The sequence below is a fragment of the Hallerella sp. genome, from assembly GCF_022776125.1.
GTDB lineage: Bacteria > Fibrobacterota > Fibrobacteria > Fibrobacterales > Fibrobacteraceae > Hallerella > Hallerella succinigenes.
In genome coordinates this window covers 41,592-57,801 of record NZ_JALFIA010000082.1, presented here as the reverse complement: position 1 = coordinate 57,801, position 16,210 = coordinate 41,592, and the positions used below count along the sequence as shown (strand labels likewise).

The 16,210-nt window shown below is 50.8% G+C and carries 12 protein-coding genes; 7 read left to right on the top strand and 5 right to left on the bottom strand.

The window, feature by feature from the left end; translation table 11 throughout:
- On the top strand, window positions 1-1,314 hold a 1,314-nt coding region (locus MR847_RS09995; RefSeq protein WP_287723664.1), incomplete at its 5' end, for a sugar porter family MFS transporter.
- 258 nt (window positions 1,315-1,572) lie between these two features.
- Here the strand turns inward: MR847_RS09995 and MR847_RS09990 are convergent.
- Complete coding sequence (locus MR847_RS09990; protein WP_287723663.1) at window positions 1,573-2,640, bottom strand: sialate O-acetylesterase; 1,068 nt, start codon at window positions 2,638-2,640, stop codon at window positions 1,573-1,575.
- 268 nt (window positions 2,641-2,908) lie between these two features.
- On the opposite strand from MR847_RS09990, the gene mnmL reads away from it, so the two are divergent.
- A complete protein-coding gene (gene mnmL, locus MR847_RS09985) occupies window positions 2,909-3,805 on the top strand; it encodes a tRNA modification radical SAM protein MnmL/YtqA (RefSeq protein ID WP_287723662.1) in 897 nt (298 codons plus the stop codon).
- Here the strand turns inward: mnmL and MR847_RS09980 are convergent.
- Together MR847_RS09980 and MR847_RS09975 are read right to left on the bottom strand one after the other, a co-directional pair.
- Window positions 3,802-5,133, bottom strand: coding sequence for an MATE family efflux transporter (locus tag MR847_RS09980; RefSeq protein WP_277002964.1), 1,332 nt, complete (start codon window positions 5,131-5,133; stop codon window positions 3,802-3,804). The genes mnmL and MR847_RS09980 overlap by 4 nt on opposite strands.
- 124 nt (window positions 5,134-5,257) lie before the next feature.
- The gene (locus MR847_RS09975) at window positions 5,258-6,943 is read right to left on the bottom strand and encodes a proline--tRNA ligase (protein WP_106518993.1); all 1,686 of its coding nucleotides are present in this window, start codon (window positions 6,941-6,943) and stop codon (window positions 5,258-5,260) included.
- Between the two features lie 65 nt (window positions 6,944-7,008).
- Here MR847_RS09975 and MR847_RS09970 point away from each other — a divergent pair, with 65 nt between their 5' ends.
- Both MR847_RS09970 and pepT read left to right on the top strand, forming a co-directional pair.
- A complete protein-coding gene (locus tag MR847_RS09970) occupies window positions 7,009-8,157 on the top strand; it encodes a TlpA disulfide reductase family protein (RefSeq protein ID WP_287723661.1) in 1,149 nt (382 codons plus the stop codon).
- A 66-nt stretch (window positions 8,158-8,223) separates the two neighbouring features.
- Window positions 8,224-9,462, top strand: coding sequence for a peptidase T (gene pepT, locus MR847_RS09965; protein ID WP_100424630.1), 1,239 nt, complete (start codon window positions 8,224-8,226; stop codon window positions 9,460-9,462).
- 72 nt (window positions 9,463-9,534) lie between these two features.
- Here the strand turns inward: pepT and MR847_RS09960 are convergent, their stop codons facing one another.
- Window positions 9,535-10,779 carry a spore maturation protein gene (locus MR847_RS09960; RefSeq protein WP_100424629.1) on the bottom strand — a complete coding sequence of 415 codons (1,245 nt, stop codon included), beginning with the start codon at window positions 10,777-10,779 and terminating at the stop codon, window positions 9,535-9,537.
- 3 nt (window positions 10,780-10,782) lie between these two features.
- Window positions 10,783-12,123: a threonine synthase gene (thrC, locus tag MR847_RS09955; protein WP_287723660.1), complete on the bottom strand. Its 1,341-nt coding sequence runs from the start codon at window positions 12,121-12,123 to the stop codon at window positions 10,783-10,785.
- 111 nt (window positions 12,124-12,234) lie between these two features.
- Here thrC and MR847_RS09950 point away from each other — a divergent pair, with 111 nt between their 5' ends.
- The 3 genes from MR847_RS09950 to MR847_RS09940 are packed head-to-tail and all read left to right on the top strand — an operon-like array spanning window position 12,235 to window position 16,209.
- Window positions 12,235-13,680 carry a hypothetical protein gene (locus MR847_RS09950; RefSeq protein WP_287723659.1) on the top strand — a complete coding sequence of 482 codons (1,446 nt, stop codon included), beginning with the start codon at window positions 12,235-12,237 and terminating at the stop codon, window positions 13,678-13,680.
- The gene (locus tag MR847_RS09945) at window positions 13,677-14,924 is read left to right on the top strand and encodes a BamG-related protein (protein ID WP_106518988.1); all 1,248 of its coding nucleotides are present in this window, start codon (window positions 13,677-13,679) and stop codon (window positions 14,922-14,924) included. The genes MR847_RS09950 and MR847_RS09945 overlap by 4 nt, the downstream gene beginning before the upstream one ends.
- Before the next feature lie 22 nt (window positions 14,925-14,946).
- Window positions 14,947-16,209 (top strand): DUF4912 domain-containing protein, encoded by a 1,263-nt coding sequence (locus MR847_RS09940; protein ID WP_287723658.1) that lies wholly within the window; start codon window positions 14,947-14,949, stop codon window positions 16,207-16,209.
- Window position 16,210: the final 1 nt, after the last annotated feature.

Sequence of the window (16,210 nt, the reverse complement as noted above, 5' to 3'; positions counted from 1 at the left end):
TTCGATTCCTCCGTGATTAACGGTGCGAACGGAGCTCTCAAAGTCCATTTCGCTATGACGGATCATCAGTTGGGGCTTGCCGTTGCATTGTCTTTAATCGGTGCGGCTATCGGTGCCTACTTCGCGGGTCGTTTGGCGGATGCTTTCGGACGTATCAAATGTATGCTCGCCGCAGCAATCCTCTTCCTTGTGAGCGCAATCGGTTCGGGAATTCCGTTTGGAGTTACGGACTTTATCATGTGGCGCGTGATCGGTGGTGTGGGTGTCGGTATGGCGAGTATTATCGCTCCGATCTACATTGCGGAGACCGCTCCGGCGCATCTCCGTGGACGTCTAGGCTCTATGCAGCAGATGGCGATTGTGGTGGGTATCTTCATAGCGCTGCTCTCGAACTACTTGATCGTTCAGGTGGCCGGCTCTGCGAACAATCCGATTTTCGGAAGATTTAAGGCCTGGCAGTTAATGTTCTGGATTGAAATCATCCCGGCACTCATGTACGGCATTGCGGCTCTCCGACTTCCGGAATCGCCGAGATATTTGATTTCCCAGGGAAATATCGAAGAAGCAAAGGCTGTCTTTGCCAAGATCAAGCTGGATCGTTTGGATGAACACGTGGAAGCGATTCAGAAGTCCTTCAACAATGAAAAGCGCCACACTCTTTCGGATCTTCTTGAAACTCTCTCGAACGGAAAGAAGCGTGTCGCTCCGATCGTTTGGGTGGGCCTTGGCCTTGCCGTGTTGCAGCAGCTCGTCGGTATCAACGTGATTTTTTACTACGGCTCGATGCTCTGGCAGAGCGTTGGCTTTGGTGAAAGTGATGCCTTCCTTTCGAGCTTGATCAACAGTAGCATCAACATGGTGATGACCGTGGTGGCGATCCTCTTGATCGATAAGGTTGGCCGTAAGCCGCTTCTGTTGGTCGGTAGTATTGGGATGATGATTACATTGGGAACCTTGGCACTCTGCTTCCTGAATGCGAACCCAGATGGTTCCTTGGGCGGTGGCGCTGTGGTCGCTCTCGTTGCGGCAAACTTCTATGTGGCATTCTTTGCTGTCACATGGGGGCCGGTGATGTGGGTGATGCTCGGCGAAATGTTCAATAACCGTATCCGCGCTGTCGCCATCTCGATTTGCGGTCTTGCACAGTGGTTTGCGAACTTCCTCGTTTCCTGGTCGTTCCCGATTCTTACCGGCGATAGCGGTATCGGCGTCGGACCGACTTACCTGCTTTACACCTTCTTTGCGGCGATCAGTATCTTCTTCGTTGCGAAGTTTGTGCGTGAAACGAATGGTAAGCACTTGGAAGAAATGTAAATCGTTTCGAATTCCTATTCAAAAGAAAAGTCCTCGAGAAATCGAGGGCTTTTTTGTAAGGTGTGGTAAAAAAGAATCAGGTTTTCGTAAGTCTGTCATCGTGGTGGAAACAGCGGGGAATTTGGCCGAGCCGTGAAATTCGAGCCCCTTTGCCTTTGCCACGGAAATGTACAGACCAAGAATTCGACTTATCAAAAACTCCCGCCCCGAAGGGCGAGAGCTTTTAGGTGATGTGAGAGTGTTTAAGAAGAGAGAAAACTAACGAGAAAATTTTTGAATACAGTAATGACCTTCAGGATATTTACCGCGGATGGAGTTCCAGATGGCTTTCCAATCGTTGCTTTGTGCTGTAAAGGTCCCGATCTTTTTTCCGCTTAAATCATAGATATTGAATGGAACTTCTTCTGTTTTTGGAATGGAATATCTTGGCTGGATGGCTTGTGTTCCTTCTGAAGAACTGGATTCCGCAGAACTCGAGGATTCGGCAGAGCTAGATGACAGAACGGGGGCACGGCTCGGCAAAAGGGTAAGCATTTTTTCCGCATAGCGCTTGCCTAAAAGTTGGTAACCTTCGTTGCTAAAGTGCAAGTTGTCGGAGCCTCCAGCGCAGCCTGCGGAGCTGACGACGTGCGCCGTTGCAATTTTATTCGGCAGAGCGTTGATTTGGCTGTTGGCGCTTGCGCATTGACCTCCCTGCAGAACTTCGCCTGCGATGAACGGAACCGTATCTGCGGAAAGTCCGAGATCCGTTAGCATATCTTCATATACTTTTTTGACCGCATTGCCCCAGCTGTCGCTGTAGCCGTCGGTTTCACCCTGGTGAAAGAGAATGCCCTTGATGATGCCGACTTTTTGAGCTTCCTTGGCGAGGTCGATTATGCGACCGTAGGGATTACCGCCGTAGTCGGCCGCTTTGCTTTGAAGCCAACTTTCGGTCGTGGGAAGGTAAGAGGCGTATTGGTCTTTATCAAATAGTTGGATGCTTGTTCCGGCGACGGCAACGGGAATTACGCCGATTTTAATGCCAGGAAGGCTGTCTGCCATTGTCTTGCCGAAGTAGTCTGCGGGAGAGAGGCCCGTGTAGCAGTGAAAAAGCGGTGGAATTGCGACAGCCCATTCGCCGAGTGTTCTTCCCATGTTTTGACAAGTCATGGAGGCGAGAACCTGAAAGTTTTCATTCGGAATTTTATTGGATTTGATTACGGTCGCTTGGCCTTCCATATTCGACTGTCCAAAGGCGATGTAAATGTGAAAGTTGGGATCAGGCTCTGCAAAGGCGCTGATGACGGAAACAGCGAGAGCTGCTCCAAATAAAATTTTATTCATCCAATCTCTCCTTTTGCTCACAAATTATATCGGCAAAATTCAAAAGAGAGGTTTGTCAAAAAGATTCTGTTGTTAAATATTAAACAGCAAAAACACCCCGAAATTGTGAGATGCAAAAAGGAAGTTCGGTGATGGGTTAGAACATCATCGAGTTCCGAACTAAGGGTGATGTTTTCTTTTCGTGTAATAAAGGTTTTTGTGAATGTATTTTTTGTTATGCAGAGGTTTTTTTAATTATCTTATTCTTCACAACAGAACGCTTAAAGCTATGCCCTTCTACACGACATATAAAGAATTTCTCGCCAAGACTTTTCCCGAATGGAAGCGCGTACGCAAATTGCCGTTGAACGGGGGAATGAGCTGTCCAAATTTGGACGGTTCTCGAGGAAAGGGCGGTTGCAGTTACTGCAACAATAAGTCTTTTAGCCCGGTCTGGGATAAGGCGGGTGTGGATGTGCAGGAGCAGATTGCGGAATTCTTGCCGCGGATTCGTTGCAAGTATAAAGATGCGGGAATCCTCGCCTATTTTCAGCCGTACACGAATACCTATGCGCCTATCGATCGGTTGCGTGAAATTTACGAGCCGGCTTTTGCTTCGGAAGAAGTCATCGGTGTAGCGATCGGGACGCGTCCGGACTGTGTTCCGTTTGATGTGATGGAACTTCTCGCTTATGAAAATACGCGAAAAAAAGTGATTCTTGAACTAGGGCTTCAGACGGCGAGCGATGTCACGTTAGAACGTGTCGGTCGCGGTCATACGGTTGCGGATTTTTTGGATGCTGTCAAACGGGCCCATGCGTCAGGATTGATTGTGACGTCGCACGTGATTCTTGGACTTCCCGGCGAAACGATGGAAGACTTTGAACGGACAGCAGAGACGATTAAAAGTTCGGGCGTGAGCGCTGTCAAAATTCACCCGTTGCATATTGTCCGCGGAACGCGCATGGCGGAAGAATTTGCACGTGGGGAATTTGAACTGCTTTCGTTCGAAGGTTACTGCAATGCCGTGGCGCGGTTCATTCAAATCGTGGGAATGCAAATCGCCATTGAACGCTTTAGTGGCGAAGCGCAGAACGAAACTCTCATCGCTCCGGATTGGAGCGGAAACCGCAACAAGATCGTCGCTCGCGTCGAAGAACTATTACAGTCCAATCAGCCCGGTTAAACGACCGTCGCCGCTTTCCAACGTCCGCTCTTCCAGCGCCACAGATTTGCGCAGGAACGGTAGAATTCATCGCTCGCCATGCCGAGCCAAAGACCGATCAATCCAAGGTCCAGAACGAATGCGAGGAAGAGGGCGGTTCCCGCTCCGAGCGTCCACATCATTAAGCTTCCAAAAATCGCTGGAAATTTGGAATCGCCTGCGGCACGGAGAGAGCCTGTTAAAATCACGTTTGCCGATTTGAACGGTTGCAGTACGACATCGCACCAAAGGCATGCAGAGCCGAGGGCGATGACGTCGGGATTATCGGTGTAAAGGCTCAGCAAATGCGATCCTAAAAGGGCGACGATCAAAGCGATGACAAAACCTGCGGAACAGCTTGCGATCAATGATTGGTAAGTTCGACGGTTCGCTTTTTTGTAATCGTGTGCACCAACAAGATGGGCGACAAGAATCTGGTTTCCATTGCCAAGGCCCACTCCCAAAATAATGGCGAACATCGCAAAGTTTGCGCTAAAGACTCTTGCTGTAACAGCCATGGTTCCAAGGTGCACGACCATTGCGGTAATAAACACTTGGAACAATTGAAAGCTCACCGGTTCTGCGGCAGCCGGGAGCCCGATTCGAATCCAGTCTCCGATCAATACGCGGGAACGCTTTATGTCGAGGCGTTTTGTTTTGTGGTGAATCTTGTATTTTAAAACTGCCCAAAGAACAGCGCTGGAAAATGCCCAGGAGAGAGCCGTTGCCAGGGCGACGCCTTCCACGTGCATTTTGGGAAGTCCAAACATGCCGTTCAAAAAGATGATGTTCAAAAGAATGTTGAATGCGATGGTGATGGAATTTCCGATCAGGTTCCAGATCGTGAGGCCGTGTGTAGCGATCATCGCAGTCAAGGTCGTTTGCAGAGCGCGGAAAACAAATCCAAAGCAGACAACCTGCATGAACTGCATTCCGAATTTTGCTGTATTGCCCGAAAGACCCATGGCGCGTATGATCCAACCGGAAGATGGGAATACGAGCATTGTCATTGCTATGCCGAGCAAGGCGCTTCCGATGATCACCATGGAAATGGTTGTTCGCGCATGGCTGTTGGCACTTGCTCCCATGAACTGCGAAGCAATACTGGCGCCTGCTTGTGAAAAGGCTTGAATCGCCATGAAGATCGTGCCGAGAATCGGCATTAAGGCGCCGACGCCCGCCGCTGCGCTTTCGCTTGTCCGCGAAAGGAACCAACTGTCCATCATCGGCTGGAAAACTCCAATTCCGAAGGTGATGATCAGAGGCCAGGAGAGACTTAAAATGCCACGGTCTTTGACGTTGTCTGCCATAGAGAAATTCCTCATCGCATATAATAGAAATTGGAGACTTCGCTTTGTAGAGGGGTATTGGTTCCTTTTGTAAACAAAAAACGCTCCACATGGGCGGAGCGTTTCAAGTGTTCAAACAAAGAAATCAGTCTTTGTAGAATTCCTTGACCTTGGCGACGACGTCTTCGAGTTTCACCATCGTCATTTCCTTTTCGGCACGCGGCTTCCATTCCACTTCGCCGTTAGCAAGACCCTTCTTGCCGAGAGCGATGCGGAGCGGAATGCCCCAGAGGTCTGCGTCCTTGAACTTCACGCCAGCGCGTTCGTCGCGGTCGTCCACGAGGACTTCGAAACCTGCATCGGTCAGTTCCTTTTCGAGTTTGTCCGCAATTTCGTTGTCCTTCGTGATGTTCACAATTTCCACCTGGAACGGTGCGATTGCCTTCGGCCAGATCGGTCCAAAGTCATCGTGGGAATTTTCCACGACAGATGCCATGAGTCGCCCCACGCCAATGCCGTAACAGCCCATGATGATCGGTTCGCTCTTGCCGTCCGGGGTGAGGTAAGTGGCGCCCATGCTTTCCGAGAATTTGGTACCGAGCTTGAAGATGTTTCCAAGTTCGATGCCACGGGTTTCGGAGAGCGGCTTGCCGCACTTCGGGCACTTGCAACCTTCTTCCGCTTCGGCGATGTCGGCGATTTGATAGCCGCTCATGTCGCGCTTCGGGTTGAAGTGAACGTAGTGGAAACCCTTTTCGTTTGCGCCGCAGACGAGGTCGTATGCGTTTTCGAGAGCCTGATCGACGATGACAATCGTGTCGTGTGCGCCGATCGGGCTTGCAAATCCCGGAACCATGCCGCACTTTTCAATGAGAGCCTCTTCTGCTGGGTAAAGTTCCTTCGCCTTGAGAAGGTTGTGAAGCTTGATTTCCGAAACGTCCAAGTCGCCTGGGATTACGCAGGTCACAAGCTTTCCGTTGAAGTCGAAGAACACGCACTTGGCGGTCTGTTCGCCCTTCACATTTAAGAACTTGCAAAGGTCTTCAATCGTCGAAGCGTTCGGTGTTGCAACTTTTTCGAGAGCGGCGTTGGCGTCGCCCTGGAACGGTTTGCGTTCGAAGGTTGCGATTTCACGGTTTGCCTGGTAGCCGCAGTGTTTGCAGAGAATCAGGTAGTCTTCGCCGTTCGGTGTGTCGAGCATGAATTCATGAGCGACTTTACCGCCCATAATGCCCGTATCCGACTGGACGATCACCGGTTCAATGCCGACCTTGCGGAAAATGTTCTGATAAGCCTTGTATTCCAGTTCGTAATGCTTGTCCAAATCTTCCTGGGAAGTGTGGAAACTGTAAGCGTCCTTCATCAAGAATTCGCGGACGCGGATAAGTCCGCCACGGGCGCGTGCTTCATCGCGGTACTTGGTCTTAAACTGGTAGAGCATGAACGGAAGCTGCTTGTAGCTCGAAACCACATAGCGCACAAGGTCCGTCATCGCTTCTTCGTGGGTCATCGCAAGAACCATGTTGTGGTTGTTGCGATCTTTGAAGCGGAGGAGTTCTTCGCCAATCGCCGTGTAACGACCCGATTCTCCCCAAAGTTCTGCTGTCTGCACAACCGGAAGATCGACTTCGATACCGTCGATGGAATTCATTTCCTCACGGATCAAGTTTTCAATTTTCTTGAGGACACGGAAGCCCATCGGGAGGTAACTATAGATACCGGTGGACAGAGGTTTAATATAACCGCCGCGCATGAGGAAGATGTGGCTCGGCATGGTGGCGTCGCTCGGCGTTTCGCGGAGCGTGGTATAAAAGAACTTAGAGAGCTTCATAGTAACCGAAAATTAGAAAATTTACTAGTTTATTTGCCAAATTGATATGCCAAGGAGGCATTAGAATGAAGTTACGCTCTATCGCGCTTGTTGCTGCGACGACCGCTCTTGTTGCTTGCAATACGCAGAAAACTGAAAATGTAAAAGTGGGTCTCAACGACAAGGACGAAGTAAAGATTGCTTACATGCTCGGCACCCAGTTCGGTATGCAGGTGCAGAACATTACCAAGAACCAGCTCGAATTCCCGCTGGATGAAGCGACCTTCTCCGCTGCCGTGGATGATGGCTACAAAATGGTCAAGGACACTGCGTTTAAGATCAAGTATTCTGACTCCGTGATGACGGGTATCGCCATGATGATGAATAGCCGTGCTCGCGCCTTCCAGGCTCTCAAGATGCCGCTCCCGCCGAAGAAGGACTCGACGGATACCGCAGCCGCTCCGAAGGCTCCGGAAAAGCCGGCTCCGCTGACCGCCGAACAGGCGAGCGACGCTTCCTACCTTCTTGGTGTTCAGTTCGGTGCGCAGATCGCTTCGCTTTCCGAACAGTCCGCTTTGGACCTCGACGTCGCTGCGTTCAAGCAGTCGATGAACGATGTCCGTGTAAATGCGGCCGACTCTTCGAAGAAGCTCCAGCTTCCGCAGGATACGTTGAATGCTCTGGGCACACGTCTGCGTGAAAAGATCATGGAACAGCGCAAGGCTGCGATCGAAAAGCAGAAGGAAGAAGAAAAGAAGCTCAAGGAATCTGTCGCTCCGCTCCGTGGCGATACGCTCTCTGACGGCACTCAGGCAAAGCTCAACTTCAAGGTGAAAGCGACGGGCATTTCCGTGTCTGCAGAAAACCTCGAAGCCTATGCCGGTAAGCCGCTTTTTGTGTTTTACTTCTCGACGACCTGCGGCCACTGCCGTCACGCAACGCCGGAAATCAAGGCTATCGCCAATGAATTCAAGGACAAGGGCATCAAGTCGATCGCTGTGGCAAGCGGAGGAAATAACAAACGCGACATCCGCAGCTACATGGAAGAATTCAAGCTCGAAGAAGCGGGCATGGATGTGTTCTTTGATGAAGCCCGTGAATTCGGTGAACTCTACAGCGACGGCTACGTTCCAAAGGCTTACATTGTCAAGGAAGACGGCTCTCTCAGCACGTTCAAGAGCTTCGAAGCCCAAAAGGATTCGATCAAGGCTGAACTCGCTAAGCTCGCCAAGTAATTTCTGAAAAGCGTAAAATAAAAGCTTCCCCAGTAGGGGAGGCTTTTTCATTTATAAATTTAGGGCATGAAGATTCTAGATCGTTTTCTCAAGTATGTAAGCTTTACGACGACCTCGGACGAAGCTTCTAACACTTGCCCGAGTACAGCGCAACAACTCGAATTCGGCAAATATCTTGCCGAAGAATTAAAAGAAATAGGACTCTTACGGGTCAAGATCGACGAACACGGCTACGTTTACGGAATGCTCCCGGCAACGGCTGGACATGAATCGGACGACGCGATAGGCTTTATCAGCCACATGGATACGGCTCCGGATTTTTCCGGTGTGAATCCCAAACCGCAGATTTTTGAAAACTATGATGGAAGCGATATCGTTCTCCAAGGAACGGGCGATGTATTGAAGGTTTCGGAATTTCCGGACCTCGTTACGTTAAAAGGCAGAACGCTCATCACGACGGATGGCACAACGCTCCTCGGCTCGGATGACAAGTCGGGAATTACAGCGATTGTGACGGCGATGGAACTCCTTGCCGAAAGCGATCGTAACGGGGAAGGAATTCCGCATGGCGATATCTGGGTAGGCTTTACGCCCGACGAAGAAATCGGTCGTGGTGCGGACCTCTTTGATTTGCAGTATTTCAAGGCGAAGTTCGCTTATACGGTGGATGGCAGCTATGAAGGTGAAGTCGCGTATGAAAACTTCAATGCGGCGACTGCGATTTTTAAAGTGCGCGGCAAGAGTGTTCACCCGGGTAATGCCAAGGGCATTATGAAGAACGCAAGCCTCATGGCTGCAGAAATCATAACGGCGCTCCCGAAGAATGAAACTCCGGCGATGACCGAAGGCAGGGAAGGCTTCTATCATTTGATCGATATGCGGGGAGATGTTTCCAGTGCAACGCTTACCTACATCGTCCGCGATCACGATCGTCAGATGTTTGAAAAGCGTTTGAAGTATCTGGAAAACCTTGCCGTTATCTTCAATTCTAAGTTCGGCGGTAATTCGGAAGATGCAATTCTTTCGCTAGAGATCGAGCCTTCCTACAGCAACATGATGCAGGTGATTGAACAGTATCCGCAGGTGCTTGAACGTGCCCGCAGGGCGATTCAAAAGGAAGGTCTTGAACCGGTGAGCAATCCTGTTCGCGGTGGTACGGACGGTGCAAGGCTCTCCTTGATGGGATTGCCCTGTCCGAACCTCGGCACGGGCGGCTATGCGTACCACGGTCCGTTTGAACATGTGACGGTGGAAGGCATTGAAACTGTTTCGCGAATCATTTTGAACATCGCAACTGCAGAATAGCTTTCCAATCAAAAATTAGAGCGAAAAACGCAGCTCGTTTGAACTGCGTTTTTTGCTTTCAAGTGAAAAGGATTAGGTCGGCGGGAAGAACAGATAGGCGATGGTAATCGCCGAAAGAATGCCCGCCAAGTCCGAAATCAAGCAGCAGGTGAGTGCGTGGCGCGTTTTGCGAACGCCCACCGATCCAAAATAAACCGCGAGCACGTAGAACGTGGTGTCGGTTGCGCCTTGGAACATACTGCTCAAGCGACCTGCAAAACTGTCTGCGCCAAAAGTCTTCATCGCATCGATCATCATGCCACGGGCACCGCCACCGCTGAGCGGCTTCATGATGGCCGTCGGAAGCGCCGGAACCACATCGTTACCGATGCCAAAAAGATTGAGCAGATAAGAGATGCCGTTCATGACCAGGTCCATTGCACCGCTCGCGCGGAAAACCGCCACGCCGACGAGAATGGCAATGAGGTAAGGAATGACCATGACTGCGGTATGGAAACCTTCTTTCGCTCCTTCAATAAAGGCTTCATAGGGGCGGATCTTTTTATAGACCGCAAGGCCCAGAAAGGCAACGATGACGCTAAAGAGAACGATCCCGCTAATAAAAAGGCTTGTCGTTCCGAGCGCTTCGGCTGTCAAACGGCTAAAGTAGGCGAGAAGTGCGATCACGCCTGCGCAAAGACCGCCTAGCCAAAGAAGCGTCACCGGATCCTTGAGCTTGATCTTTTGAAAGAAGCTGATCGCGATAATGCCTGCAATCGTACTGAAGAAAGTCGCAAGAAGAATCGGAAGGAACACGTCGCTCGGGTTTGCGGCGCCCATCTGCGCACGGTAGGTCATGATGCTGACCGGGATGAGCGTCAAACCGCTTGCGTTCAAAACGAGAAAGAGAATTTGGGAATCGCTTGCAACGGACTTGTCTTCGTTCGGATTCAGCTCCTGCAACTGCTTCATGGCCTGTAAGCCCATCGGCGTTGCCGCATTGTCCAAACCGAGCATATTCGCGCTGATGTTCATGAGCATCGTGCCGATGACCGGATGATCCTTGGGAATCTCGGGAAAGAGACGGGTAAAGAGCGGCTGAACAATCTTTGCAAGAACTTGTATGGCTCCCGCTTTTTCCCCGATTTTCATAATGCCGAGCCAAAGGCTCAGAATGCCTGTGAGACCAATCGAGATTTCAAACGCCGTCTTGGACATATCGAATGCAGAAAGGATTGTCTTGTTGAAAATCCCCGAATCTCCAAAGGCAATCCATTGGACAAAGCACGCGATAAAAGCTCCAAAAAAGAAGATGAGCCAGATGGCATTCAAAACCATTTCTTAGCGTCTCCGGTTCGCCATTTCTTTCTTGAGAATATCCATCACAGCGCCGATTTCGGCCGGAGCCTTGAAAATCGGGTTTGCGAACTTGCTCTGAATGCCTTCGAGCTTCTGTTCATGGTAGCCGACCTTGAATTCGGTGAACTTCAGACCGTGGGCGGTGCTGATGACAATCACTTCTTCTTCCTTGTCGATCTTGCCTGCGGCAACGAGCTTTTCAAGACCGCCGAGTGCGACGCCCGTGTGCGGGCAAGCGTAAAGACCGATGCGGTCTGCGCGGTGAGCGGCGTTTGCAAGTTCTTCTTCCGTCACGCTCACGACTATGCCGTTCGTATTCTGAATGGCGCGTACTGCCTTCGGATAGCTGACCGGGTTGCCGATCTGAATCGCGCTTGCGAGGGTCTTCTTGGCCTGAACCGGAACGAGCTTGTCGAAGCCGCGTTCGTAAGCCTGGTAGAACGGATTTGCGTGTTCCGCTTGAGCGACGACAATGCGAGGAATCTTATTGATGAGACCCATCGCTTTGCAGTCTTCAAAGCCCTTGGCGAGAGCGCTTACGTTACCGAGGTTGCCGCCCGGGATAATGACCACATCCGGAACCTTCCAGCCGAGTTCCTGGCAGATTTCCGGAGAAATCGTCTTCTGGCCTTCCACGCGGAGGCTGTTCATCGAGTTCGCGAGGTAAATGCGGTTATCCTTTGTGACTTCCTGCACAATCTTCATGCAGCCGTCAAAGTCCGTGTCGAGGGCGAGCACGATGCTGCCGTTCGAAATCGGCTGAATCAGCTGAGCGGTACTCGTCTTGCCTGCCGGGAGGAATACGATTGACGGAATGCCTGCTTTGGCGCAGTAAGCACTCAGAGCTGCAGAGGTGTCGCCGGTAGATGCGCAAGCGACCGCGTCGATTTCATGGATCTGCTTTTTAATTATGTGGTTCACCTGGCTTACGAGAACCGTCATGCCGAGGTCCTTAAAAGAGCCGGTGTGGGAATTGCCGCAAAGCTTGACCTTGAGGCTCTTGATGCCGAGTTCTTTGGCGAGCGGGGCTGCGTCAAAAAGCGGGCTCCAGCCTTCGCGCATCGTCACGATGTCTTCGACAGGCATTTCCGGGAGAACCATTTCACGCTTGCTCCAGATACCGCTCATGTCTTCCGGCTTAAAGCTCATGCGACGTTCGGCAAAGAGTTTCTTCCATTCTTCTGGGGAGCGTTCTGCGAGGGCTTCACGGTCGTGATGGACTTCGAGAAGGCTGTTATCGACCTTGCTGCGATAAATGACTTCGTCGAGCGGATAGGTATCAGTTCCATTGATGTTCTGGAAATATGCGTGGAAAGGTTTCATAATGGCCTCAGGGAGATGTCCCTAAAAAAGTTTTAACGGGCAAAATCTAGAAATCTTGCGAAAGAAGACTTTGTATATTTGCACGTGTAGTTTCCTTTTTTCGGAGTTTCCGTGAAGAAATTCAAGTTTTTCGTATTTGCCATCTTGCCGATGCTCTTGCTTGCATCGTGCATTTTCGACTCGGATGGAGACGCTTTGGTCACCTGGTTGGACGATCAGGGCTTTCCTTCGAACTATTTAGTGCAAACGGTCGAAATCAGCGACCTTGAACTCTCTTCGTATGAAGTGGGCTTTGACAGTACACCGCGTATCAATTATTACCAGGGTGTCGTCGGCGCGGTCAACGGCATGCAACACGATTGGGTCCTGGACATCGGTTTCCGCGATAAGAGCTTCTTTGCGCAATATTCGGCAGACAGCTCGGAAGAATATCGCTCCGCTTTCCTTGCCCTCTATCCGGACTCCGGCTTCTACGATAAGGCTCGCTTCAAATCGGATTCCCTTCCGCTCAAGGAAACTCTTGAACTCACGTTCTCCTGGATCATTGAAACGGGTGAAGGTTCTGCTTTTGTCGACAGTCTAGGCAACATCCAGGATTCCCTTTGGGTCGCAGGTCTTCGCGAATCATTCAAAAAGGCGACTTCCGCAGATACCACTTATAAAGTCAAGATTTCCTCTTTGGACTCCGCTTTGAAGATTGACCTTCCGCATGCGTTCTACGAGGATTTGGCGAAGGTCACGGAAGCCGCCCGTGTGCAGCTTCGCATTTCTGCTCCGGAAGCCCAGCGCCTCTATCGCTTCTACGGACCGGGCGCCGACGTGGTACCGTTCCTTCGTGTCAAGAGATACACGCAGACGACGGTTTCCGATGGCGATACGACGAGAAGGGACATTTACAAAAACATCTGGGCATTCCGCTCCGCGATCATCAGTTCCTACAAGGATGAATGTTCGGACTGCATCGTTTTGCACGGTGGCGTTCTGGAATCCCTGCTCGTGGAAATTCCGAGTGAAAGAATCATGTCCGCCTTGAATGAATTCTATGGAGATGAGTTCCCGTACACGGAAGGCGATAGCAACGATGTCCGCCAGGCGGTCGTCCTTGCCCAGCTCAAGATGGGTCGTAGTTCTTCGACGGAAGGCTCCGAACTAGGGTTTCCAGTCCAAGTTGTCGCTGCGACGTTTGTGGATTCGAACGGCGTCGATATGGAATCTTCGGAAACGTACAAGTTAAACCGTGAATACATCAAAAAGTATGGACATCCGAACCTCGTCTTCATGGAAGGCGATACCCTCGGACTTCAGCTGACTCAGGGCATGCGCTCCTTTATCAACCACGCAGGCAAGGGGGCGAAGATGCGGGTCGTTTTGCGCATGGGCTATCCGATGCTCGCCCCTTACGATACGCTCTATTACGACCATATTACTGACGACGGTGACTCCGTGTACATCTTCATGGATTATCAGACTTACTCGCGTTACGATTTCACTGACTACATCAGTCAGCCGATGAATTTGAAGCTCTGGCTTGCTACCAAGCGGGGGGATGACGAATGATCCGCAAAATTCTTCTTTCCGTTTTCCTTGTAACGATCGCGGCGAGTGCCGCTTCGATGATGGGTCTTGAAGCTTTGGGTAAGCCGACCGAAGGCGCTTCCGCGATTACGCTTGGCCGCGGATATGCGGGCGGAGCTAAAGTGGGCAGTGGCATTGTGGATTGGAACCCGGCCTCTCTTGCGTTTGAAAAGTACACGTCCTTTAATGCGACTATGACTTTTGAAGAAAACGTGGCTTCAAAGAGCGATAAGTCTTACGCGTCTTCGACTCTTGAAATTCCATTGCTTTCCTTTGTTTTTGCCATGCACGATTTTGGAACGATTGCCGTGGCTCTTTCGCAAAAGTATTCGTCGAATTTTGATGAAGAAGTCAGTGATTCGACGCAGACAAATCTTGCAAGTCTCAAGTATCAGGGCAATATTTATGAAATCACACCGAGTTATGCGGTACGCCTTCCGTTTTTCCGTCGCCTTTCTTTGGGATTTACCGCTCACTTTGTGATGGGTTCCGTTTCCCGCAAACTGACCTTGGGCGGTGATAACAGTGAAGTTGCAGAAACGGATGCTTGGGCGACCAACAGCTCCGATATTACGGAAACCGCAGAAGGTTCTTGGAAAATCAAGGATCATCCGGCTTATTACACGGGTGCTGTTCATTACAAGGGACGCAATTCCTCGTTCTACTTCTCTTATACGACTGCCTACACGCTCAAGAACGATCTGGAATACAACATCGAGTTCAGCGAAACGGATACGCTTGTTCCGACAAAGCTCGACCGTGAAATTGAAGTGCCGCCGACCATGGCTACCGGGTTTGCTTACCGCTTCCACAAAAAGCACAATATTTTACTTGACTTTATGCTTCGAAGCTGGGACGCCGACATTCGTAACGTCGGCGGATCTTGGAATTTGAAAGATACGACCAAAACGCAGAGCGAATTTATGGCCGCAATTGGCTACGAACGTTCCGGTTCGACAGATTACTTTAAGAATTATGTCCAAAGAATGGACTTTAGACTCGGAGCTTGGTATAGAAATTATTACATTTCCGATGTCACGGAGTACGGAGTTGGTATAGGCTCCGGATTTCCTCTTGGGAGGCGAAGCACGAAAGTGGATATCGCAATCCAGGGCGGCGTTCGTAAGTCGGAGGAATCTTCCATTTGGGACGAAAAGTTCGTTGGAATTGCAATCGGTCTTACAGGCGTAGGCAATTGGGGTAATAAGCCGAAAAAGGTGCATTGATTGCGCCAAAGGAGTGTCAAACATGAGCACGACAAAGAAGGCTACAGTAAAGTCTAGTCTCACTACCGCGGTCAAGAAGACTGTGAAAGATGTAGTGAAAAAGGAAAAGGCGAAGGTTCAGGAGCTGAAGGCGATTTCGCAGAAGGCGGAAACCAAGGTCGCCGAACTCAAGACAGCGTCGCGCAAGGCTAAGGCTTCTGTGAAGTCCAAGGTCGAAGAAATCAAGCGGACTGTGACGCAGAAAACCGCTGCAAGCAAGACCGCAAAGTCTGCAACGGCGAAGGCGACTACAGCCAAGACTGTTGCGACAAAGGTGGCTCCGGCTAAGACCGCTGTAACGAAAAAGCCCGCTACGAAGGACTCTACTCCAAGAAACGCTGCCACGAATACTGTCAAAAACGTGGTGAAGCCGGCTGTGAAAAAGGCTACGAAGGCTGTCGCAAATGCGGCTACCAAGGTGGCCGAAAAGATTGAAAACATCCAGAAGATTCCGTCGGAATTCTCTCCGGAATACCTCGTCTTGATGCAGCGCGATCCGAACTTCCTCCACGCATTCTGGGACGTGAAGGAAGAACGTTTAAAGGGCGCTCTTCAGGGTAACGGAACTCTCGTTCTCCGCTTGTATGACGTTTCCAAGGACTTGACCGTTCGCAAGAACAAGAGGCTCAAGTTTCAGGATATTGAAGTCCCTGCCGATGCCAAGAGCTGGTATGTTCAGAATCGGGTTGCAACTTCTTTCAGCGCATCTCTCGGCACCAAGACTCCGGAAGGCAAGTTTGAACCGATCGTCGAAGCTCCGGCGATGCAGGTTTTCAGTTATGAAAATGTCAAGAAGTCCGTTTCAAATTCCGAAAGCGTCTTCTTTAAGGCTTCCCTCGGTGGAGCCGGTATCGGCGGATTCGGAAGTTCGGGCCTTTCCAGTCAGTCGGTGGCGACTTGGCTCGAACATCTCGCCAGTTCTTCGGAATCCTTTTTCTCGGGCTCCCTTTCGAGCGAATCCAGTCTGCTTTCGAGCGGCTCGGTTCTTCAGCCGACTCCGGGTTCCGTCAATTACGGCAAGGATTTCTTCCTCTGGGTCAAGACACGCTTGATCGTGTACGGCGGAACCCGTCCGGACGCACATCTCCAGGTACGTGGCGAACCGTTCCCGCTGAACCCGGATGGCACGTTTTCTTTTGAACAGGATCTTCCGGATTCGACGCAGATCATACCGGTCTTTGCAACCGATAAGGATGGCGACTTCCCGACGACGATCGTTCCGGTTGTGGTGAAGCGTACCGAGTAAT

Coding starts and splice junctions, on each gene's coding strand:
- pepT (WP_100424630.1), top strand. CDS start 8,224: ATGAAGATTCTAGATCGTTTTCTCAAGTATGTAAGCTTTACGACGACC.
- MR847_RS09940 (WP_287723658.1), top strand. CDS start 14,947: ATGAGCACGACAAAGAAGGCTACAGTAAAGTCTAGTCTCACTACCGCG.
- MR847_RS09975 (WP_106518993.1), bottom strand. CDS start 6,943: ATGAAGCTCTCTAAGTTCTTTTATACCACGCTCCGCGAAACGCCGAGC.
- MR847_RS09945 (WP_106518988.1), top strand. CDS start 13,677: ATGATCCGCAAAATTCTTCTTTCCGTTTTCCTTGTAACGATCGCGGCG.
- MR847_RS09960 (WP_100424629.1), bottom strand. CDS start 10,779: ATGGTTTTGAATGCCATCTGGCTCATCTTCTTTTTTGGAGCTTTTATC.
- MR847_RS09980 (WP_277002964.1), bottom strand. CDS start 5,133: ATGGCAGACAACGTCAAAGACCGTGGCATTTTAAGTCTCTCCTGGCCT.
- mnmL (WP_287723662.1), top strand. CDS start 2,909: ATGCCCTTCTACACGACATATAAAGAATTTCTCGCCAAGACTTTTCCC.
- thrC (WP_287723660.1), bottom strand. CDS start 12,123: ATGAAACCTTTCCACGCATATTTCCAGAACATCAATGGAACTGATACC.
- MR847_RS09990 (WP_287723663.1), bottom strand. CDS start 2,640: ATGAATAAAATTTTATTTGGAGCAGCTCTCGCTGTTTCCGTCATCAGC.
- MR847_RS09970 (WP_287723661.1), top strand. CDS start 7,009: ATGAAGTTACGCTCTATCGCGCTTGTTGCTGCGACGACCGCTCTTGTT.